The following is a 15,018-nucleotide window of genomic DNA, read 5'->3' on the forward strand; positions in this document are numbered from 1 at the left end:
TCATCGATCTGAACGCAGGCCGCTGACCAGGCACTATCCCACCGCCTAGTGACACGCCATCTCGGCGTGCTCACAGGCATTTCCGCAGGTCAACCAGCATTTTCGTGCCCTAGTCGGCACTGCTAACTGTGGAACTCAGGGGAACGGGCCTGCATCTAGACGGAGAGCCGAACCCCGCGGCGGAAGTGGGCCTGGAATTCCGGTATGGCGAGTGGCAGCCTTTTACGCGACGTCGGCCCTCCTCTGTGTCACGGCGGGCACCAGCAACTGACTGCGTCGCAGCAAGGGGCGGGGGGTGGTGGCGCAGGCATCTCGTAGGGCGCGTAAGGGTTGGGAGGAGGAGAATCGGGAGCCGTGCATGTCGACACCAACGTCAACAGAAAGACGATCGCTGCTAGAAATTCGACGAAGAGGATGAAATTGCGCATCTGTTCGCGGTCCCTCCCCTGGACGGCGCGTTACTCGGATATGCCCGCTGGTCTTGGGCAATCGGACTGGAACGATTTCGGCGCGGCAGCCGAGGGGCACGTAGCGCTGTGCACGCTACGGAGCAACAGCACGGGCCACACCAGGGATCTCCCTAGGGCTGTCCCTGGCGCCAGCAGGGGTTCGCGTCAACTTCATTCGTTGGGTCTGACCAACGCCCCTGCGTGTTGCGCCCGTTGGGCTGGGCGGGCACCGGCCCTAGTGGTGTGACTCATGCAGAGAGGTGCGTGTCGACGGCCAGACGACTGGCGAGTTCGACTCGGGATCGAATGGAGAGTTTGGCGTATATGTGGTTGAGGTGATACTCGACTGTCTTGTCCGACAGGAACAGTGCCGCGGCCACTTCGCGGTTGGTGTAACCCTTGACGACCAGCACCGCAACCTGCGTCTCTCGCGCCGTCAGTGCGACGGGTTCATGGCTGCGGCGCGTGGGCGTCTCGAATCCGGCCGCTCGCAGTTCCCGCTCGGCGAGCGCGGTCCACGGATCGGCGCGGAGGCGCTCGAAGGTTTGTCGGGCAGCGGTGAGAGGACTACGGGCGGCACCGCGTTTCCTTCTCCTGCGCAGAAATTGGCCGTAAGCGAGCTCCGTGCGCGCCTTGGCGAAGGGATCCAGCAGTCGCTCGTGGTGCCGCAGAGCCTCCGCGAAAGCAGCCTCGTCGGTGTCGACGAGCCCTCTGCACCGTGCACCTACCGCTTGTCCCCACGCGGAAGGCGCCTGCTGAACCTGACCCATGAGTTCGCCCAATGCCGCCTGGGCGCCGGCGGGATCGTTCGCGGCCAGGCACGCTTCGATCAGGTCGGGCTGATGCTGCAACACGGTTGGATCCTTCAGCCCCGCAGCGGCCACCTGCTGCTGAAGGTCATTCAGGCGGGCTGCGGCTTCGGAGTTCTTGCCGGTGCCCAGATCGAGGAGACCGAGTGCGGCTTCGATATAGGGGCTGACCAGCTCCGCGCCGCGGCCCTCGATGAGTTCGCGAAACCGTCGGGCGTGCTCGATGCACTCCACGGCGCGTCCTTGGGCCGCCTCTATCCGGGCCAACGTTGAGAGCGCGTAGGCCCCCAGGACCGGTTGTCCGATCTCAGCAGCCAACGCGGCTGCTTCACTGGCCAGGGCATAGGCCTCGTCCCAACAGCCGGTGCGCAGTTGTGTGTCTGCCAGGACGGTCAGATACGGAACGAGCCGCTCCGAGGCGCCGATCCTGCGTGCACACCGGATAGCCCGTTCCAGCAGCGTCCGCGCTGTGGTGAACCGCTCGAGCCACATGAGATCCATTGCGGAGAAGCTCGTCACCTCGACACCGATGGAGAGCGGGTCGGTCGCGGTGAGGAACTTCTGGCAGGATTGGAACACAGCGGCAGCCTCGAGGCGTTCGCCGGCGAGCATCATCGTGTGTGCCCGCATCAGAGCCGCAGGATGATCAATGAATGCAGCCTCCCCGTTGCAGGCCAGCGCGGAGGCCCGATCCGCTGTCGTCCGCGCCTGGGCGATCGCGCCCCCCATACATGCCGCGCCCGCAGCGGCAACCAGCAAGGGGAAGGCTTGCTCTGCCTCAAGCCGGACCGCCATGTCGACCAACTGGTCGTGGACACGGCGTGGGGGCTGGCGCACAAGCAACATCTGACTGCGTAACCCAGTTGCCCCGGCGCGTATCGACGCATCGTCGGTGGCGTTCGTCGCAGCGTCGGCCAAAGTCAGCGCCTGGTCTTCTTGACCGGCAAGCTGTGCCGCCTCGGCCGCCGCCAGTAGATAGCGGCCCCGGTCGACCGGGAAAGGCGAAAGATCAGCGGCACGCTCGTAGGCGCGGACGGCGGCGGGCAGGGCGCCCCGGTCGCGGGCACGCGCGGCGGTATCAGCCAGTGCTGATGCCGTTGTCAGATCCGGCTCGGCCGCCGCGGCGGCAAGATGCCAACTGCGTTGGTCACGGTCCACCGGGCCGTTTCGCTCAGCGAGTGCCTTCGCCAGGGCTCGGTGGGCTTCTCGTCGCTGCTCGGCTCCCGCCATGTGGTAGGCGGCGGCGCGCAGCAGCGGGTGCACGAACCTCACCTTGCCGCCGGACCGGTCGATGACGTTCGCAGTCTCGAGTGCCAGGAGGACCTCGCCGTCCAAAGACAGATGACGAAGCGCTGCAACCAGGACTGCGGCCTCCTCGGTATATCCGGCCGCCGCAACCGTCAGCGCGCGGCAACTGGCCGCCGGCAGGGCTGCCAACCGGGCGGAATAGGCGGTGGTCAACCGCGGCCCCACCGGCAGGGGCCCATTGAGTGGCTGTACGGCCCATTCGGAATTGCGCAGAGCAGGCGCTGCTTCCAGCAGGGCAAGCGGGTTTCCCCCGGTCTCCCGGTAGAGCCGTTTGAACGGCTCGCTGTCGGCGGGTACGTCAGCAACCCTTTGCACCAGGGTGGCGGCTGCCGCCGGCTCGAGACCGGTGAGAGCCAGCGTCGGCAGGCCGGCCTCGGTGAACCGGCAGCCCTCGCCGTCGCGTGTCGTGACCAGCACCGCCACTGCCTCGGCTTGCAAGCGCCGGAAAGCGAAGAGCAACGCATGGGTGCTGGCCTCGTCCATCCACTGCGCGTCATCCACGGCGACCAGCACAGGTGTCGTGGCTGCGGCATCCGTCAGGAGGGTCAGCGTGGCTGCCCCTAAGGTCAACCTGTCCGGAGGGCGCCCTTCCGCCAAGGACAGGGCGGTACGCAAAGCGCGTGCCTGCGCCGACGGCAGTCGGCTGATCAGTTGCTCCACGGGACGCAACAGTTCACCGAGCCCGGCGAAGGCGAGTTCGGCTTCCATTTCTATGGCCGTAGCCCGCAGCACCTTCATCCCTGCGGCTTCCGCCACCGCCTCTTCCAGGAGGGCGCTCTTCCCGATACCTGGCTCGCCGTGCAGCAGGAGAACTCCGCTTCGCCCCTGTCGAGCATCCGCAAGAAGTTGCCGTAGCCGAGCCTGCTCCTGCGCACGCGACAGCAGCCCACCCTGTCCCCCTCCAAGCGTCACCACAGCATCCCCCGAGACATGGCACCAGTCAGTGGCGATGTATCCACACCGTGTGACGAGTGTGGCTGACACCTGGTCGCCTCCGCAGGAACTAGGGAACATCCCGATTTGTGCTGCGCTCAGACCCGGCACGGTGGTATCACGCCCGCTCGTTGGTGCGGGATGTGAAGAAGGAAGGGTCTCAGGATGAGCAACCAGTACACCGGCCAAATGCCCCCTCCGCCCCCGCCGACGGTCACCGGCCAGATGGTCAACGACGTTCGTCCCTGCGGGGAAGCCAGCGGCACGACTGCGGCAGCCATCGTGCAGGGCCTGTTGATCCTGGGGGCAAGCGCCTGGCAGCGGTACGGCAGGTGAGGATGACCGCGTAACTGCCGAGCGGATCAGTCACCAGGTAGGGGGAGACCGGCCGAGGCTTGTCACAGCCTCGGCCGATCAGGCCGCGTGACCCCCTGTGTGAAGCGCGCCGCGCTACGGGCGGAGCGTGCGCTGGCACACCGCGCGCTCCGGCGGCTCCCGGTGACGGTTCCCCTCAGGGCCTGGCGGTCATACGGTGGTCGCCCAGATCAGCCAGAAGTACCGAACATCCCGGCGTACCAGAGGACTTGGCAGGCACATGTGACGTCCGGGCAGTCTGCGGCAAGCGGAAATCGGAGACACCAGGGGAGCACGGGGGCATGTGGTGGAACTCCACAACCTGACCACGCACTTCTTCGAGCTGCGGGCGCAGTATTGGCAGGCGGCTGACGCAGGCCAGCCCACGGGACGGACTTTCGGGCAGCTGACTATCCTCGGACGACGGATCCTGGCGGCGTTGGACCGGGCCGTCGGCACCGCACCGGGTTCGGTGAAGGCATCCGACATCGCGGGCATCCTGCTGGACACCTACGGCCGCGAGCTGACCGCCCACCAGAGCGGCGTCCGTACATACCGGCAGGTCAAGGAGCACTGGTCGGAGGCCGAGGAGTTCACGCCTCACGCGACCCCGGACCAACTCCGCAATTTCCTGGCGGTCAAGGCCCAGTACGAGCTTCAAGAGGGTCGGCCCAGCGAGGCCCTGGCTCTAGTGGATCAGGCCACGCGCCTGCCGCACGGTCCCTCCCGGCCGGCGCACGGCACACCGCCCGCCCTGTACGGCGACCTGCGGGTGCTGCGGGCCGAGGCCCTGTACCGGCTGTACGACGCCGAAACCGCCCTGGAGGTGCTGGCACCGCTGGAGAGGGAACTCGCGGCCGTCCTTCCGGACGGGCCGATCGACGAGAGCAACCCCGATGCTATGCGCCATGTCGCGGCCCACCTCGCGCGCGGCGCTGCCGGACGGGCGACGGCCGCCCGGCTGCTTCAGGCATCCACCGTCTATTTCCGGCTGCTGGATGTGCAAGCAGGCGCGCTGCGGGACACAGGTCGGCCGGAGGCGGCCGAGCGGGCGTATCAGATGGGCATGCCGCTGTACGCGGCGTCCGGCCTGCCAGAGGCAGGTCTGCTGCAGCTGGCCCGCTGCGCTCTCGACCGTGGCGCGGTGGCCGAGGCATGCCGACAACTGGATCTGGCCGCTCCGCTGTTCGAGGACGCCTACGCCGAAGACCGGAGCTCGATGCGGGCACATCTGCGGTTGGTGCGCGGCGCAGCGTACTGCCGCATGCGTGCCGAGGCGGCCCGGCTGTCGAAGGCGGACGGGTGGTGGGAGCAGGCGCTGCACTGGTGCGACCACGGGGCGCGCTGCACGGCCGGCCATCCCGACGACTCCCTCGCGGCCGACCTGCACGCCGAGCGCGCCCGGACCCACCACGCCCGCAGGGACCGAGCAGGTGCGGCGCGCGCCTATCACGAGATGGCCGTCGCCCTCGACCGCATGCTGCGCGTGCCCCTCGGCCACCGCTTCGACACCCTGCATCTGCGCTTTCGCCGGCCGCTGATCGAGGAGGCACTGGCCTTTGCCGAGGAGACCGGCCACGCACGGCTGTGCGCCGTCGTGACCGATCTGCTCAAGGCCCGCGCCTTCTCGGCACGACTGTCCCTGGCCCGCTCGGACGCGGGGAGGACAGCGGGCGCCTTGACCGACACCACCGCACAGGACGCACGGACCGGATCGGACCACTGTGCGTTCGCCGAACTGACCGAGCGGATCGCGGACGCCGAGCGTCACGGCCTTCCGGAGGAAGCCGACCGGATGCGCGTCGAGCGAGACGAACTGCTCACCAGAATCCGTGCGACCGATCCTCGCTGGCACCTCCTCAGGGATGACCCGCCCTTCGACCCGGATCGGCTCACCAGCTTCCTGGCCGCCTACGTCACCGCCGTCCCAGGCAGCAATCCCGGCCGCTGCGTGGCCCTGAGCCTGTACGAACGCCCCGGCGGCATCCTGGCCCTGCTGGCCAGACCGGACGGAAGCCTTGGCACGGACACCCGCCGGCTGGACAAGAACGCACTGGGCGCGCTGGAGGCACATCAGCGTGAACTCCGGGAAGACGGCGGACGTCTGGATTTCTGGGGTCATCATGGCATCGGTCTCGCCGACCTGATCCCGCCGGCCTTCGCCGACGAGATCGCGGACAGCGGCACATGCCTGCTGTCCCCGCACGGGCGCCTGCACACCCTGCCCTGGACGGTCGTCCGCCACCATGACCGCCATGTGATCCGCGAAACGGCCATCGGCATCGTCCCCAACTTGGCCTGTGTGCCGCTCCTGGACCACCGACCCGACGGACCGGTCCGTGCCACCCTGCTGGGCGTCACCCAACAGCCCGACGGCGAACTCCTGCCAGAGGTACAGCGGGCGGTGCGCCAACTGTCCGAGTTCCTGGGAGCACACCGGCTGCGCGGAGAACCGATCACCGGCCGCCATGCCACAGTCGCGACGCTGCGAGGCCTGCTGAACTCAGGGCCGCCCGTCCGCGGCCGTACGGACGTGTTCCAGATCATCACCCACGGCCTGCGCGCCCCCGAGGCACCCTTCGGCGCCGGCGTACAGATGACCGACGACTTGCTCGAAACCGGCGAAGTGCTCATGAGCCGGATGTGCTTCCAGGAGGTGCTGCTCACCGCGTGCAGCGCCGGCCTGCGCGCCACGGCCGACCGCAGCGGAGGGCACGGGGCACTCGCCGGGGCGACGCCCTGCACGCCGCGCCCCCTCGAACTGGCCGGTGACGTCGCCAACGCCCTGGTCCACGCCTTCCACGAGGCGGGAGCGGGCTTCGTCCTGGCCAGCCCCTTCCCGATGTGGTCGAGGCTGGCGATCCACCACAGCGTCGAGTGGATCGTCCACCGTTGTCGCGGCAGCGCCCCGCTGGAAGCCGCCCGACGGGCCGCGGTAGCACTACTGGACGAGGACGAGTCACCTGAGCAGACCGACAAGTGGGCCGGCATCACTGCCTATGGAGCAAGGTGACCACAGCCTATGGAGGACTACGATGACGCTCGGCAATGAGCGGGAAGGACGACGATGACGGACGAGACGGGGCCACAGCCGACACCATCGGCGCTTTCCGCCGAAGAGGAGGCCAAGGCGCTGCGTGACTTGTTGGACGAGGAGGCGGAACCGGAGGAGGACCGCCGACTGGGGATCCTCATGAGCCGGTACAAGCCCACCGACCGCCGGCGCCCCAACCCACCTCCGCCACCAACCCCGCCCACCCCTCCACCCGCCGAGTGACTGTCCATGCCCTCCAACCTCGCCGGACTCGCGGCCTTGCTGTACGCAGCTGTCCCGGGCTATCTCTACCTCGTCCGCTACGAACGCCACGGCCTGCGCGAACGCCCAGGCGCTGCACGGGAGATCGCCGAACTGTTCGCCGTCGGCGCCTTCGCCACGCTGGCGGTCGCAGCGGGCGCCTTGGCGCTCGCCGAGCACGTGCAGGGCCTCGCCACGCTCGACGGCACCCTGTCCGGGGCGGCCTACGCCCGCTCGCACGCCTGGCACCTCGTGCGGTCCGGCGCCCTCATCCTCACGCTCAGCACGCTCGCCTGCATCGTGCTGGGGGAACTGCGCGGCCGTCGCAGCGGCGCAAGCAGCTGGTCCACCGCGCCCGGTACCGTGTGGGCCGAACTCCTCAAGCCCGGGCGCGGCGAGGCCGATCCCGATGTGCAGGTGCTGATGGACGACGGCACGCTGGTACGCGGCAGCGGACACATCGTCTCCGACGAGCGGGACACCTACTACCGCGACGTCGCCCTGCACCACCCCATATCGATCCGCAGCCCCGGCGACGACCACCCGCAGCCCTCGGACGCGGACTACGTCATCATCCCCGGTGGGCACATCCGGCTCATCGAGATCACAGCGGTCCCCCTGAATCGCCTCCCAGGAGACTGAGTGGCATGCATGCGCGGCGTCTTGCCTGCGGGGCCCCCAGGGCACCCACGAGAAAGTCGGTGTCGAATGGTCGAGTGCGACGACGGGCCACCGACGCTGCGAACGGCGCATCAAGGCCCGGCACGGCCTTCGTGCGCGTCGGGACTACAGGAGGTGCGGGTCAGAGAGCCGTCGCCGCGCTGTGCAGGCTCTTCGCGCCCAAGGGCGAGGCCCTCCGTTTGGGAGTACGCGGCGTCCTCGTGCTCAATGTTCACCGCCATGTCCGGGCCGATCTCGGCGAGGGCGCGCAGGCAGTCGGTCCAGAAGGGGACCTTGTGGCCGAGGCCCACGGCGACGAAGTTCCACGCCGGGTTCTCGGGCCAGGCGTGGCACCAGAAGCCGTAGCCCGCGGGCACCTTGCCGGGCGCGTCGGCCGGGAGGCGGGTAGACGACGTGTCCAGTACGCCACGGATGTCGGCGCCGGGGCACAGCCTCGCGTTCTTCGCGGCGGCGTGGAACACCAGCGGAAGACGACGTTGTGCGGGGCGAAAGAGCTGGCTTGGCGCCGGAATCGGGGGACTTGGGAGAGGACGCGGTTCGGGGAGGTGAAGGGGTATGACGGTGCCCCGCTGCCCGCTCCGGAACTGCCGCCCGTGCCGTTGAAGGCGCGGGGCAGAGTGCGCTGAACTGTGGGAATGCGCCGCCAGGAGGCCCTTTTATGTGGGGTCCAGGTCGGTGTGCAGCAGGTGGTGGTCCGAGTGCGGGGTCGGATGCACGCCGTGTTCGAGCGGGGCGATGCCTCGTAGGAAGATGTAGTCGAACCTGGTGTGCCAGTCGGTGGTGGGCTCGCACATGCTGGTGGGCGAGGGGCGGCACCGGGGGTTCGTGTCCGCGGCCAGTGCCCATATCCCGGTGAGTTCGGGGGCGTCCGGCACGGCGTTGAAGTCGCCGAGGACGATCGCGCGGTCGTGCCGGGCGACTTCTTCGGCGAGTACGCCGATCTGGTGTGCCCGGACCGCTTCTTGCCGTCGGTGGGCGAGGTGTGTGTTGAAGACCCGGACGGGCCGGCCGGCCACAGTGGTGGTGACTGCCATGTACCCACGGTCCTCGGATCCGCCGTCGGGATACTCCACGTTGACGAGGTCAGTCATCGGTGCCGCCGAGAGGACCGCCTGACCGTATCCTCCGGGGCTCCACGGCGCTCCTCCGCAGCGGCCCCAACTCCGAAGTACCGAGCCGTACTCGACGTGGTAGCGGAGCCCGTAAAGGTTCTCCAGATGTTCCCGGATCCTCTCGACGTCACGTACGCACGCCTCTTGCAGGCCGATGACCTGGGGCGCGTACGTGGCGATCTCCGCTGCCCGGTCGACGTCGCTTTCCGCGCAGGGGTTGCAGATGTTCCACGTCATGACCCGGTTCGGTACGACGTCCCTGACGGCTTCGACGGGCAGCGACCCGGCGACACCGTTCGGTGCACTGGGGCCGACGAGCATGATGCAGGCCACGGTCATGGCGACCGCGAGCAACCGCGTGCCCCTTCCGAGCACATCGCCTCCTCAGCGTGGATACACCTGGCATCTGACGTCTCCACGCACGAGGTTATGAGACGTGGCTGTGAGCGACGCACGCGTGTGCCGGATCTCGGGCGGCAGGGCAGCGAGCACACCTGCCGTCATTGACGGCGCGCCGCCACGTCAGGTGGTGAGGCCGTAGACACCCTTTCCGGTCAGCCACAGGCCGATCGCGATGCTGCCGTACACGATCGCCTGTTGCGCGTGGTCACGCATCCAGGTGCGCATTCCCAGCAGCCGGCGCTGGGCCGATGTCGGATCCAGTGCCACGTACAGCTCGGCGGCGAGCAGGGCGGCGGTCGCGAGGACGCAGAACGCGACCAGGACCAGCCAGGTCGTGAGCTCGGAGGTGTTGGCGTCCACTACGGTCACGGTGCCCGCGGCGACGAGGCCCCACGGCTGGAGCAGGACGGCAAGTACCGCCGCCGGCCAGATCGAGCCACGGTCCAGCCGGGTGGCGAGGAAGGAGGACGACTTGGCGGTGGTGTCCGGGCTCGTCGTACGGTCGTGCCGGGACCGTCGGTGCCGGTGGACGCCGTACACGATCAGCGACATTCCGATGAGCGTCTTGACCGCGAGCTTCGCCGTGGACGGAGGGGACCTCGGCTCCGGGGGCTGCCCGCCGGTCAGTGTCAGGACCAGGGTGATCACCACGAGGAAGCACGCCACCCATCCCGCGATGAAGGCGAGCCCGACCCGTACGCCTCTGGCGGATGCCACCAGTACGACGAACGCCATGAGCGGAAGGGGGTCGAGCGTGATGGCGAGGGCGACGAGCATCAGGTCCAAGACCATGGGCGATCCCCTCAGGCACCGTACGGAGCGAGCCTACGCACCGTCCTGACCTGCCGCATCTCGTGACGGATGCCCCCGGCGCCCACTCGGACGGCCCGGTGCGGCGGGGTGCCGTGGTCCGCTTCGTCGCGCACCCTGGAGGTGGGAAGGAGCGGCCCGATGGAGACTTCCGCAGGGGCGCCGACGGCAGCAGGGATCCGGCCCATGCGCTCGGCCGCCATCCGCGTCGGCGGCTGATGCGGCGCCGGGATTCCGGCAAGGGCCCCGGCAAGCCCGAGCCGCCGAGTCGGCCCGACGAAACGGGAGGTGAAGCCGCCTCCCGTCGACGGACCCGTTCCCCGCTGCGTGTGTCATGGTGGCGTGGCCGTACCCGAGCGGTGATGGCCTGGCTGAGAGTCGTCCACGCGCGCCTGGAGACCCGCTTTCCGGTGATCACAGGACTCGTGGACCGCATGGTGTCCGTGAACATCTTCGACTCCGCCACCCGCATCGCCGCGCAGTGCTTTCTGACCGCTGTTCCGCTGCTTTTCGTCCTGAGTGCGTACGCGCCGACGGCGGTGCAGGAGCAGGTCACCGAATCGGTCAGTGCCGTGTTCGGTCTGACCGGACAGGCAAAGGCAGAGGTGAAGCAGGCGTTCCAGCCCCCGACCGGCGATCTGCGCCAGGCGACCGGGCTGGTGGGCGGGTTCATGGTGCTGCTGTCGGCCACCGCGGTGAGTCGCGCGGTGCAGCGGCTGTGCAGACGGGCCTGGCTGCTGCCACGGGCAGGGACGAAAGTCGCTCCGTGGCGGTGGCTCGCGTGGATCGTCCTGTGGCTCGGCGCGCTGGTCGTCCAAGGCCTGATGCACAACGGGTTCGGCCTCGGGGCGTGGCTGGGCGCTCCGATCGTCCTGGTCATGCAGGCGCTCATGTGGTGGTGGACCCAGCATCTCCTGCTGGGCGGCGTCGTCCGCTGGGCGCCCCTACTGCCAGGGGCTCTCATCACGGCGATCGCGGTCAGTGCCCTCTCCGTGTCCGCGCACTTCTACATGCCCCGCGCCCTCAACCGGGCACTGGCGAACTACGGCTCCGCCGGTTCGGTCTTCGTCCTGCTGTCCTGGCTGATCGTCGTGTGCGTCGCCATAGCCATCGGCCTCAGCATGGGCGCCGTGCTGTCCCAGGAACCCTTCCTCAGACGCCGCCTCGGAACACCGACGTCACCACCGGACGAGAACGAGAACACGTGACTTGGGCCCCGATTTGGGACCATGACCATGTGGACGGGTATCCGGACTTCGGCGCCGCCGAGCCCGTGGACGCGCTCGATGTGGCTCCGACGGCCCTGACGGCGGTGGCGTGGCTGCCGCCGCGTGAGCTGTGGCCGGGTATCCAGGACATCCGCTGGGAGCACGACCCGCAGGTACGGCGGTGGCCGCCGCATGTGAACCTGCTGTTCGGTTTCGTGCCGGAGGAGGCGTTCGCGCGGGCCCTGCCGCTGCTCTCCGCCGGGGCTGCGGCAAGCGCCGCGTTCACGGCGCGCCTGGCCGGTGTGCGGTACTTCCGGCACCGGCGCTACTCAACCGTCTGGCTCGATCCGGCCGGGGCAGACCTGGCACCCTGGGTCCGCCTCCAGCGGGAGCTGCGATTGCGGTTCCCTCAGTGCCTCGGGCGCGGCGGCCGCTTCACCCCGCATCTGTCCCTCGGTCGCACCCAGGACCCGAAGCGCCTGGCAGCCGAGTGTGCCGCCCGGCTCGGCACGCTGTCGGCGGCGGTCGAGGAGGTGGTCCTGCTGGCCCGCCGAGGCGACGAGCCCATGCGGCCCCGGGCAGTGATCGGACTGGGCACGGGCGATGTCCGGCACTGCCCTCCCCTCCCCACGACGTCGCCACGGCAGGAACGCCGTGAAGCCGGGCCATGAGGGTCGGCTGGGCTCTTTGGCGTGGCCTGACGCGTGGCCCGAGGCCGACCGCGTGCGCGGCGCGGGTACGCGCCGCAGAGCCCCGTGATCGGTTCCTGGCAGGGGTGAGGACTTCGACGGTGTCCCTCCGCGTACGGCGATGTCACACAGCGTGCGCCGCGACGCCAGGGCGTGTGTAAGCCTGCCGCGGGTCGAGCGGGCCGTGATCGCCCGTGCAGACGACGACCGTCTCCAGTCGCTCGCCGCAGTCACGGTGACGCACCTCCAAGGGCGGCCCCTCCGGATCGGCCGTGTACCGGTCGCCCCACTGCTTGAGGGCGAGCATCACCGGCCACAGGTCCCAGCCCTTGCGCGTGAGCCGGTACTCCTGACGAGTGCGGCGGCCCGGCTCGCGGTACGGGACGGTGTCCAGGACCCCGGCGGCGACCAGTTTGCGCAGCCGGTCCGCCAGTACCGCCTCCGACAGTCCCACATGCCGGCGGAAGTCGTCGAAGCGGCGCACGCCGTTCATGGCGTCACGCAACACCAGCAGCGACCACTTCTCGCCGATCAGGTCGAGGGTGCGCTGCACCGTGCAGTTCTCGGTGCTCGTCTCCAGCCAGGTCATGTCGCCATCGTAGGCTGGCTTCGCCATTGACAGCCAGCTTCTCGCACGGCTAGCTTCGAATCGTGAAGCCAGCCGGGGAGGAAGAGCGCATGACGAGGTCACGCACGGTCGAGTGGCAGGATCCGAGCATCTCCGCGGCCGACGTAGGCCAGGACAGCGGCCTCGCCTTCCTGCGCAGCGTGCTGAGCGGACGTCTGCCTGCCCCGCCCATCGCCGCGACCCTCGGATTCACCCTGGAGGAAGTCGAGTTCGGTCGCGCTGTCTTCGTCCTGGAGCCGGGGGAGGAGCACTACAACCCCATCGGCAGCGTCCATGGCGGCGTGTACGCCACCCTCCTCGACTCGGCCGCGGGCTGTGCTGTGCAGTCCGTGCTTGCGGCCGGCATGGGGTACACCTCGCTCGACCTGAACGTGAAGTTCCTGCGACAGATCACCGTCGACACCGGCAAGGTCCGTGCCATCGGCACCGTTCTCAACCAGGGCCGCCGCACGGCCCTGGCGCAAGCCGAGTTGCTCGATTCCCAGGACCGCCTGCTCGCCCACGCCACCAGCAGCTGCATGCTCTTCCCCATCCCGCCGAGCTGACAACGGCAGGCACGACCGAGCGAGGCTCTGCCGGTCAAGGCGCTTCGGCCGCCGGATCGGCCTGGGTGAGGCGTCGGGCCAAGTCCTCGGCCCAGGGCGTCCCCCCCGTTCGGTCAGGATGGGATGGCGGGAGTCCGGAAGTAGTGGCCCTTGTCGAGGTCCTCGATCAGGCCGGGGTGGTTGGGCTGCCAGTCGAGGAGTTCGCGGGTCCGGGCGCTCGATGCCGCGGCGTCCAGGGCGAGGAAGCCGGCTAGCCAGGTGAAGTGGGCGGTCGCGGCCTTCGGGGTCACCGAGGTGACCGGTATGCCGAGGTGGCCGCCAATCACCTCGGCGATGTCGCGGATGGCGATGCCTTCCTCGGTCACGCCGTGCAGCACCGTTCCCGCAGGGGCCTTCTCGACCGCGAGGCGGAACAGCTTTGCGGCGTCGACACGGTGGACGGCCGGCCAGCGGTTGGTGCCCTCGCCGATGTAGCCGGAGACCCCCTTGGCGCGGGCGACGGCGACCAGCGTCGCCATGAAGCCGTTGTCCCCTTCGCCGTGGCAGGTTGGGGCGAGCCGTACCACCGAAGAACGTACGCCGCGTGAGGTCAGTGCGAGAGTCGCCGCGGCTGTGGCCGAGCGGATAGACGTCGCAGAGGCGTCGATCGCGGGCATGTCCTGCTCGGTCGCCACCTGCCCCGGCTTGAGGCCGGCCAGCCCGGAGGCGAGGACGAAGGGGCGGCCGGTGCCCGCAAGGGCGTCGCCGAAGGTGTCGACGGCGCGGCGGTCGGCCTCGGCGGCGCCCTGGAAGTCGCCGCTGAAGGCGACATCGTGCTTGAAGGCGAGGTGGATCACCGCGTCGGATGCGGCGGCGGTGCCGCCGAGGACGTCGAGGTCGTCGACGGTGCCGCGAACCACCTCGGCTCCGGCCGCGGAGAGTGCGGCGGCGGAGGCGTCGGAGCGGGCGAGCCCCACGACCTGGTGTCCCGCGTCGATGAGTTCGGGAACGAGGGCGGAGCCGATCCAGCCGGACGCGCCGGTGACGAAGATGCGCATGGGAGAGTCCCCCAACGGGTCGATGTCAGTGACTGTCATCGACGCTAGCATGTGATGTCAGTGGCTGTCATCGCGTAGGATCTGCGCATGGGCAGATGGGAGCCGAACGCGCGTGAACGCCTGGCGAAAGCCGCGTTGGACCTCTACAGCGAGCGCGGCTACGAGCAGACCACCGTGGCGGAGATCGCCGGGCGGGCCGGACTCACCGAGCGGACCTACTTCCGGCACTACGCCGACAAGCGGGAGGTGCTGTTCGACGGCTCCGGCGCGTTGCAGGAACTGTTCGTCAGCGCCGTGGCCGAGGCTCCGGAGTCCGCGGCGCCGATCGACGCGGTGGCGGTGGGGCTGGAGGCGGTCTCCGCGGTGTTCGTCGATCGCCGCGAGCACTCCCGTCGGCGCCAGGCCGTCATCGTGGCGAACGCCGAACTCCAGGAGCGCGAGCTGATCAAGCTCGCCTCGATGTCGGCCGCGCTCGCCGACGCCCTGCGCGGCCGCGGTGTGGGGGAGCCGGCCGCGAGCCTGACCGCCGAAGCCGGGGTCGCCGTGTTCAAGGTCGGCTTCGAGCGGTGGGTCGCGGCGGCCGAGGAACGGACCCTGTCGGAGTCGATGCGGGAAGCGCTGGGGGAGCTCAGGGCTGCCGTGACCGCGGGCGGTTAGGCAGGCCAAGTGCGGTCGGGCGGGCGGCGCATTGCATTCAGCCAATCGGTCGCCCAGGGGCGATCGTGCTGTCTCGGTCAACACGACCGACGCCCACCGGC

Annotated in this window: 14 protein-coding genes; 8 read left to right on the forward strand and 6 right to left on the reverse strand. The window is 69.3% G+C overall.

The genetic code is table 11. The features are described from left to right. Positions 1–697 precede the first annotated feature (697 nt). Positions 698–3,580 (reverse strand): ATP-binding protein, encoded by a 2,883-nt coding sequence (locus ACZ7NC_RS17320; RefSeq protein WP_471489397.1) that lies wholly within the window; start codon positions 3,578–3,580, stop codon positions 698–700. Positions 3,581–3,664: 84 nt separating this feature from the next. Here ACZ7NC_RS17320 and ACZ7NC_RS17325 point away from each other — a divergent pair, with 84 nt between their 5' ends. From ACZ7NC_RS17325 to ACZ7NC_RS17340, 4 genes are all read left to right on the forward strand, one after another. Continuing rightward, positions 3,665–3,835: a hypothetical protein gene (locus ACZ7NC_RS17325; RefSeq protein WP_471489090.1), complete on the forward strand. Its 171-nt coding sequence runs from the start codon at positions 3,665–3,667 to the stop codon at positions 3,833–3,835. A gap of 325 nt (positions 3,836–4,160) precedes the next feature. Then, positions 4,161–6,866: a CHAT domain-containing protein gene (locus ACZ7NC_RS17330; protein ID WP_471489091.1), complete on the forward strand. Its 2,706-nt coding sequence runs from the start codon at positions 4,161–4,163 to the stop codon at positions 6,864–6,866. Positions 6,867–6,920: 54 nt separating this feature from the next. Further along, positions 6,921–7,130 (forward strand): hypothetical protein, encoded by a 210-nt coding sequence (locus ACZ7NC_RS17335; RefSeq protein WP_471489092.1) that lies wholly within the window; start codon positions 6,921–6,923, stop codon positions 7,128–7,130. A 6-nt stretch (positions 7,131–7,136) separates the two neighbouring features. Next, on the forward strand, positions 7,137–7,790 hold the full coding sequence (locus tag ACZ7NC_RS17340) for a DUF6338 family protein (protein ID WP_471489094.1): 654 nt from the start codon (positions 7,137–7,139) through the stop codon (positions 7,788–7,790). 110 nt (positions 7,791–7,900) lie between these two features. Here ACZ7NC_RS17340 and ACZ7NC_RS17345 read toward each other — a convergent pair whose 3' ends face one another. The 3 genes from ACZ7NC_RS17345 to ACZ7NC_RS17355 all read right to left on the reverse strand — a co-directional run bounded on the left by ACZ7NC_RS17345 (position 7,901) and on the right by ACZ7NC_RS17355 (position 10,135). After that, a complete protein-coding gene (locus ACZ7NC_RS17345) occupies positions 7,901–8,290 on the reverse strand; it encodes a hypothetical protein (RefSeq protein WP_471489095.1) in 390 nt (129 codons plus the stop codon). A 195-nt stretch (positions 8,291–8,485) separates the two neighbouring features. Further along, positions 8,486–9,280 carry an endonuclease/exonuclease/phosphatase family protein gene (locus tag ACZ7NC_RS17350; protein ID WP_471489398.1) on the reverse strand — a complete coding sequence of 265 codons (795 nt, stop codon included), beginning with the start codon at positions 9,278–9,280 and terminating at the stop codon, positions 8,486–8,488. 183 nt (positions 9,281–9,463) lie between these two features. Beyond that, complete coding sequence (locus ACZ7NC_RS17355) at positions 9,464–10,135, reverse strand: GAP family protein (RefSeq protein ID WP_471489097.1); 672 nt, start codon at positions 10,133–10,135, stop codon at positions 9,464–9,466. 62 nt (positions 10,136–10,197) lie between these two features. Between ACZ7NC_RS17355 and ACZ7NC_RS17360 the strand changes: the two genes are divergently transcribed. Further along, a complete protein-coding gene (locus ACZ7NC_RS17360) occupies positions 10,198–11,361 on the forward strand; it encodes a YhjD/YihY/BrkB family envelope integrity protein (protein ID WP_471489099.1) in 1,164 nt (387 codons plus the stop codon). Between the two features lie 29 nt (positions 11,362–11,390). Beyond that, the gene (locus tag ACZ7NC_RS17365; RefSeq protein WP_471489101.1) at positions 11,391–12,032 is read left to right on the forward strand and encodes a 2'-5' RNA ligase family protein; all 642 of its coding nucleotides are present in this window, start codon (positions 11,391–11,393) and stop codon (positions 12,030–12,032) included. Between the two features lie 142 nt (positions 12,033–12,174). Here ACZ7NC_RS17365 and ACZ7NC_RS17370 read toward each other — a convergent pair whose 3' ends face one another. Beyond that, positions 12,175–12,639, reverse strand: coding sequence for a winged helix-turn-helix transcriptional regulator (locus tag ACZ7NC_RS17370; RefSeq protein ID WP_471489102.1), 465 nt, complete (start codon positions 12,637–12,639; stop codon positions 12,175–12,177). Between the two features lie 89 nt (positions 12,640–12,728). Here ACZ7NC_RS17370 and ACZ7NC_RS17375 point away from each other — a divergent pair, with 89 nt between their 5' ends. Beyond that, positions 12,729–13,223, forward strand: a complete 495-nt coding sequence (locus ACZ7NC_RS17375; RefSeq protein ID WP_471489103.1) for a PaaI family thioesterase — start codon at positions 12,729–12,731, stop codon at positions 13,221–13,223. Positions 13,224–13,336: 113 nt separating this feature from the next. Here the strand turns inward: ACZ7NC_RS17375 and ACZ7NC_RS17380 are convergent, their stop codons facing one another. Further along, positions 13,337–14,260 (reverse strand): SDR family oxidoreductase, encoded by a 924-nt coding sequence (locus ACZ7NC_RS17380; RefSeq protein ID WP_471489400.1) that lies wholly within the window; start codon positions 14,258–14,260, stop codon positions 13,337–13,339. Between the two features lie 87 nt (positions 14,261–14,347). Here ACZ7NC_RS17380 and ACZ7NC_RS17385 point away from each other — a divergent pair, with 87 nt between their 5' ends. Next, positions 14,348–14,917, forward strand: a complete 570-nt coding sequence (locus ACZ7NC_RS17385; RefSeq protein ID WP_471489105.1) for a TetR/AcrR family transcriptional regulator — start codon at positions 14,348–14,350, stop codon at positions 14,915–14,917. The last annotated feature ends 101 nt before the right edge of the window (positions 14,918–15,018 follow it).

The organism is Streptomyces sp. NPDC111802 (assembly GCF_055634335.1).

Coding starts and splice junctions, on each gene's coding strand:
- ACZ7NC_RS17325 (WP_471489090.1), top strand. CDS start 3,665: ATGAGCAACCAGTACACCGGCCAAATGCCCCCTCCGCCCCCGCCGACG.
- ACZ7NC_RS17335 (WP_471489092.1), top strand. CDS start 6,921: ATGACGGACGAGACGGGGCCACAGCCGACACCATCGGCGCTTTCCGCC.
- ACZ7NC_RS17375 (WP_471489103.1), top strand. CDS start 12,729: ATGACGAGGTCACGCACGGTCGAGTGGCAGGATCCGAGCATCTCCGCG.
- ACZ7NC_RS17340 (WP_471489094.1), top strand. CDS start 7,137: ATGCCCTCCAACCTCGCCGGACTCGCGGCCTTGCTGTACGCAGCTGTC.
- ACZ7NC_RS17350 (WP_471489398.1), bottom strand. CDS start 9,280: ATGACCGTGGCCTGCATCATGCTCGTCGGCCCCAGTGCACCGAACGGT.
- ACZ7NC_RS17355 (WP_471489097.1), bottom strand. CDS start 10,135: ATGGTCTTGGACCTGATGCTCGTCGCCCTCGCCATCACGCTCGACCCC.
- ACZ7NC_RS17370 (WP_471489102.1), bottom strand. CDS start 12,639: ATGACCTGGCTGGAGACGAGCACCGAGAACTGCACGGTGCAGCGCACC.
- ACZ7NC_RS17385 (WP_471489105.1), top strand. CDS start 14,348: ATGGGCAGATGGGAGCCGAACGCGCGTGAACGCCTGGCGAAAGCCGCG.
- ACZ7NC_RS17320 (WP_471489397.1), bottom strand. CDS start 3,580: ATGTTCCCTAGTTCCTGCGGAGGCGACCAGGTGTCAGCCACACTCGTC.
- ACZ7NC_RS17380 (WP_471489400.1), bottom strand. CDS start 14,260: ATGCGCATCTTCGTCACCGGCGCGTCCGGCTGGATCGGCTCCGCCCTC.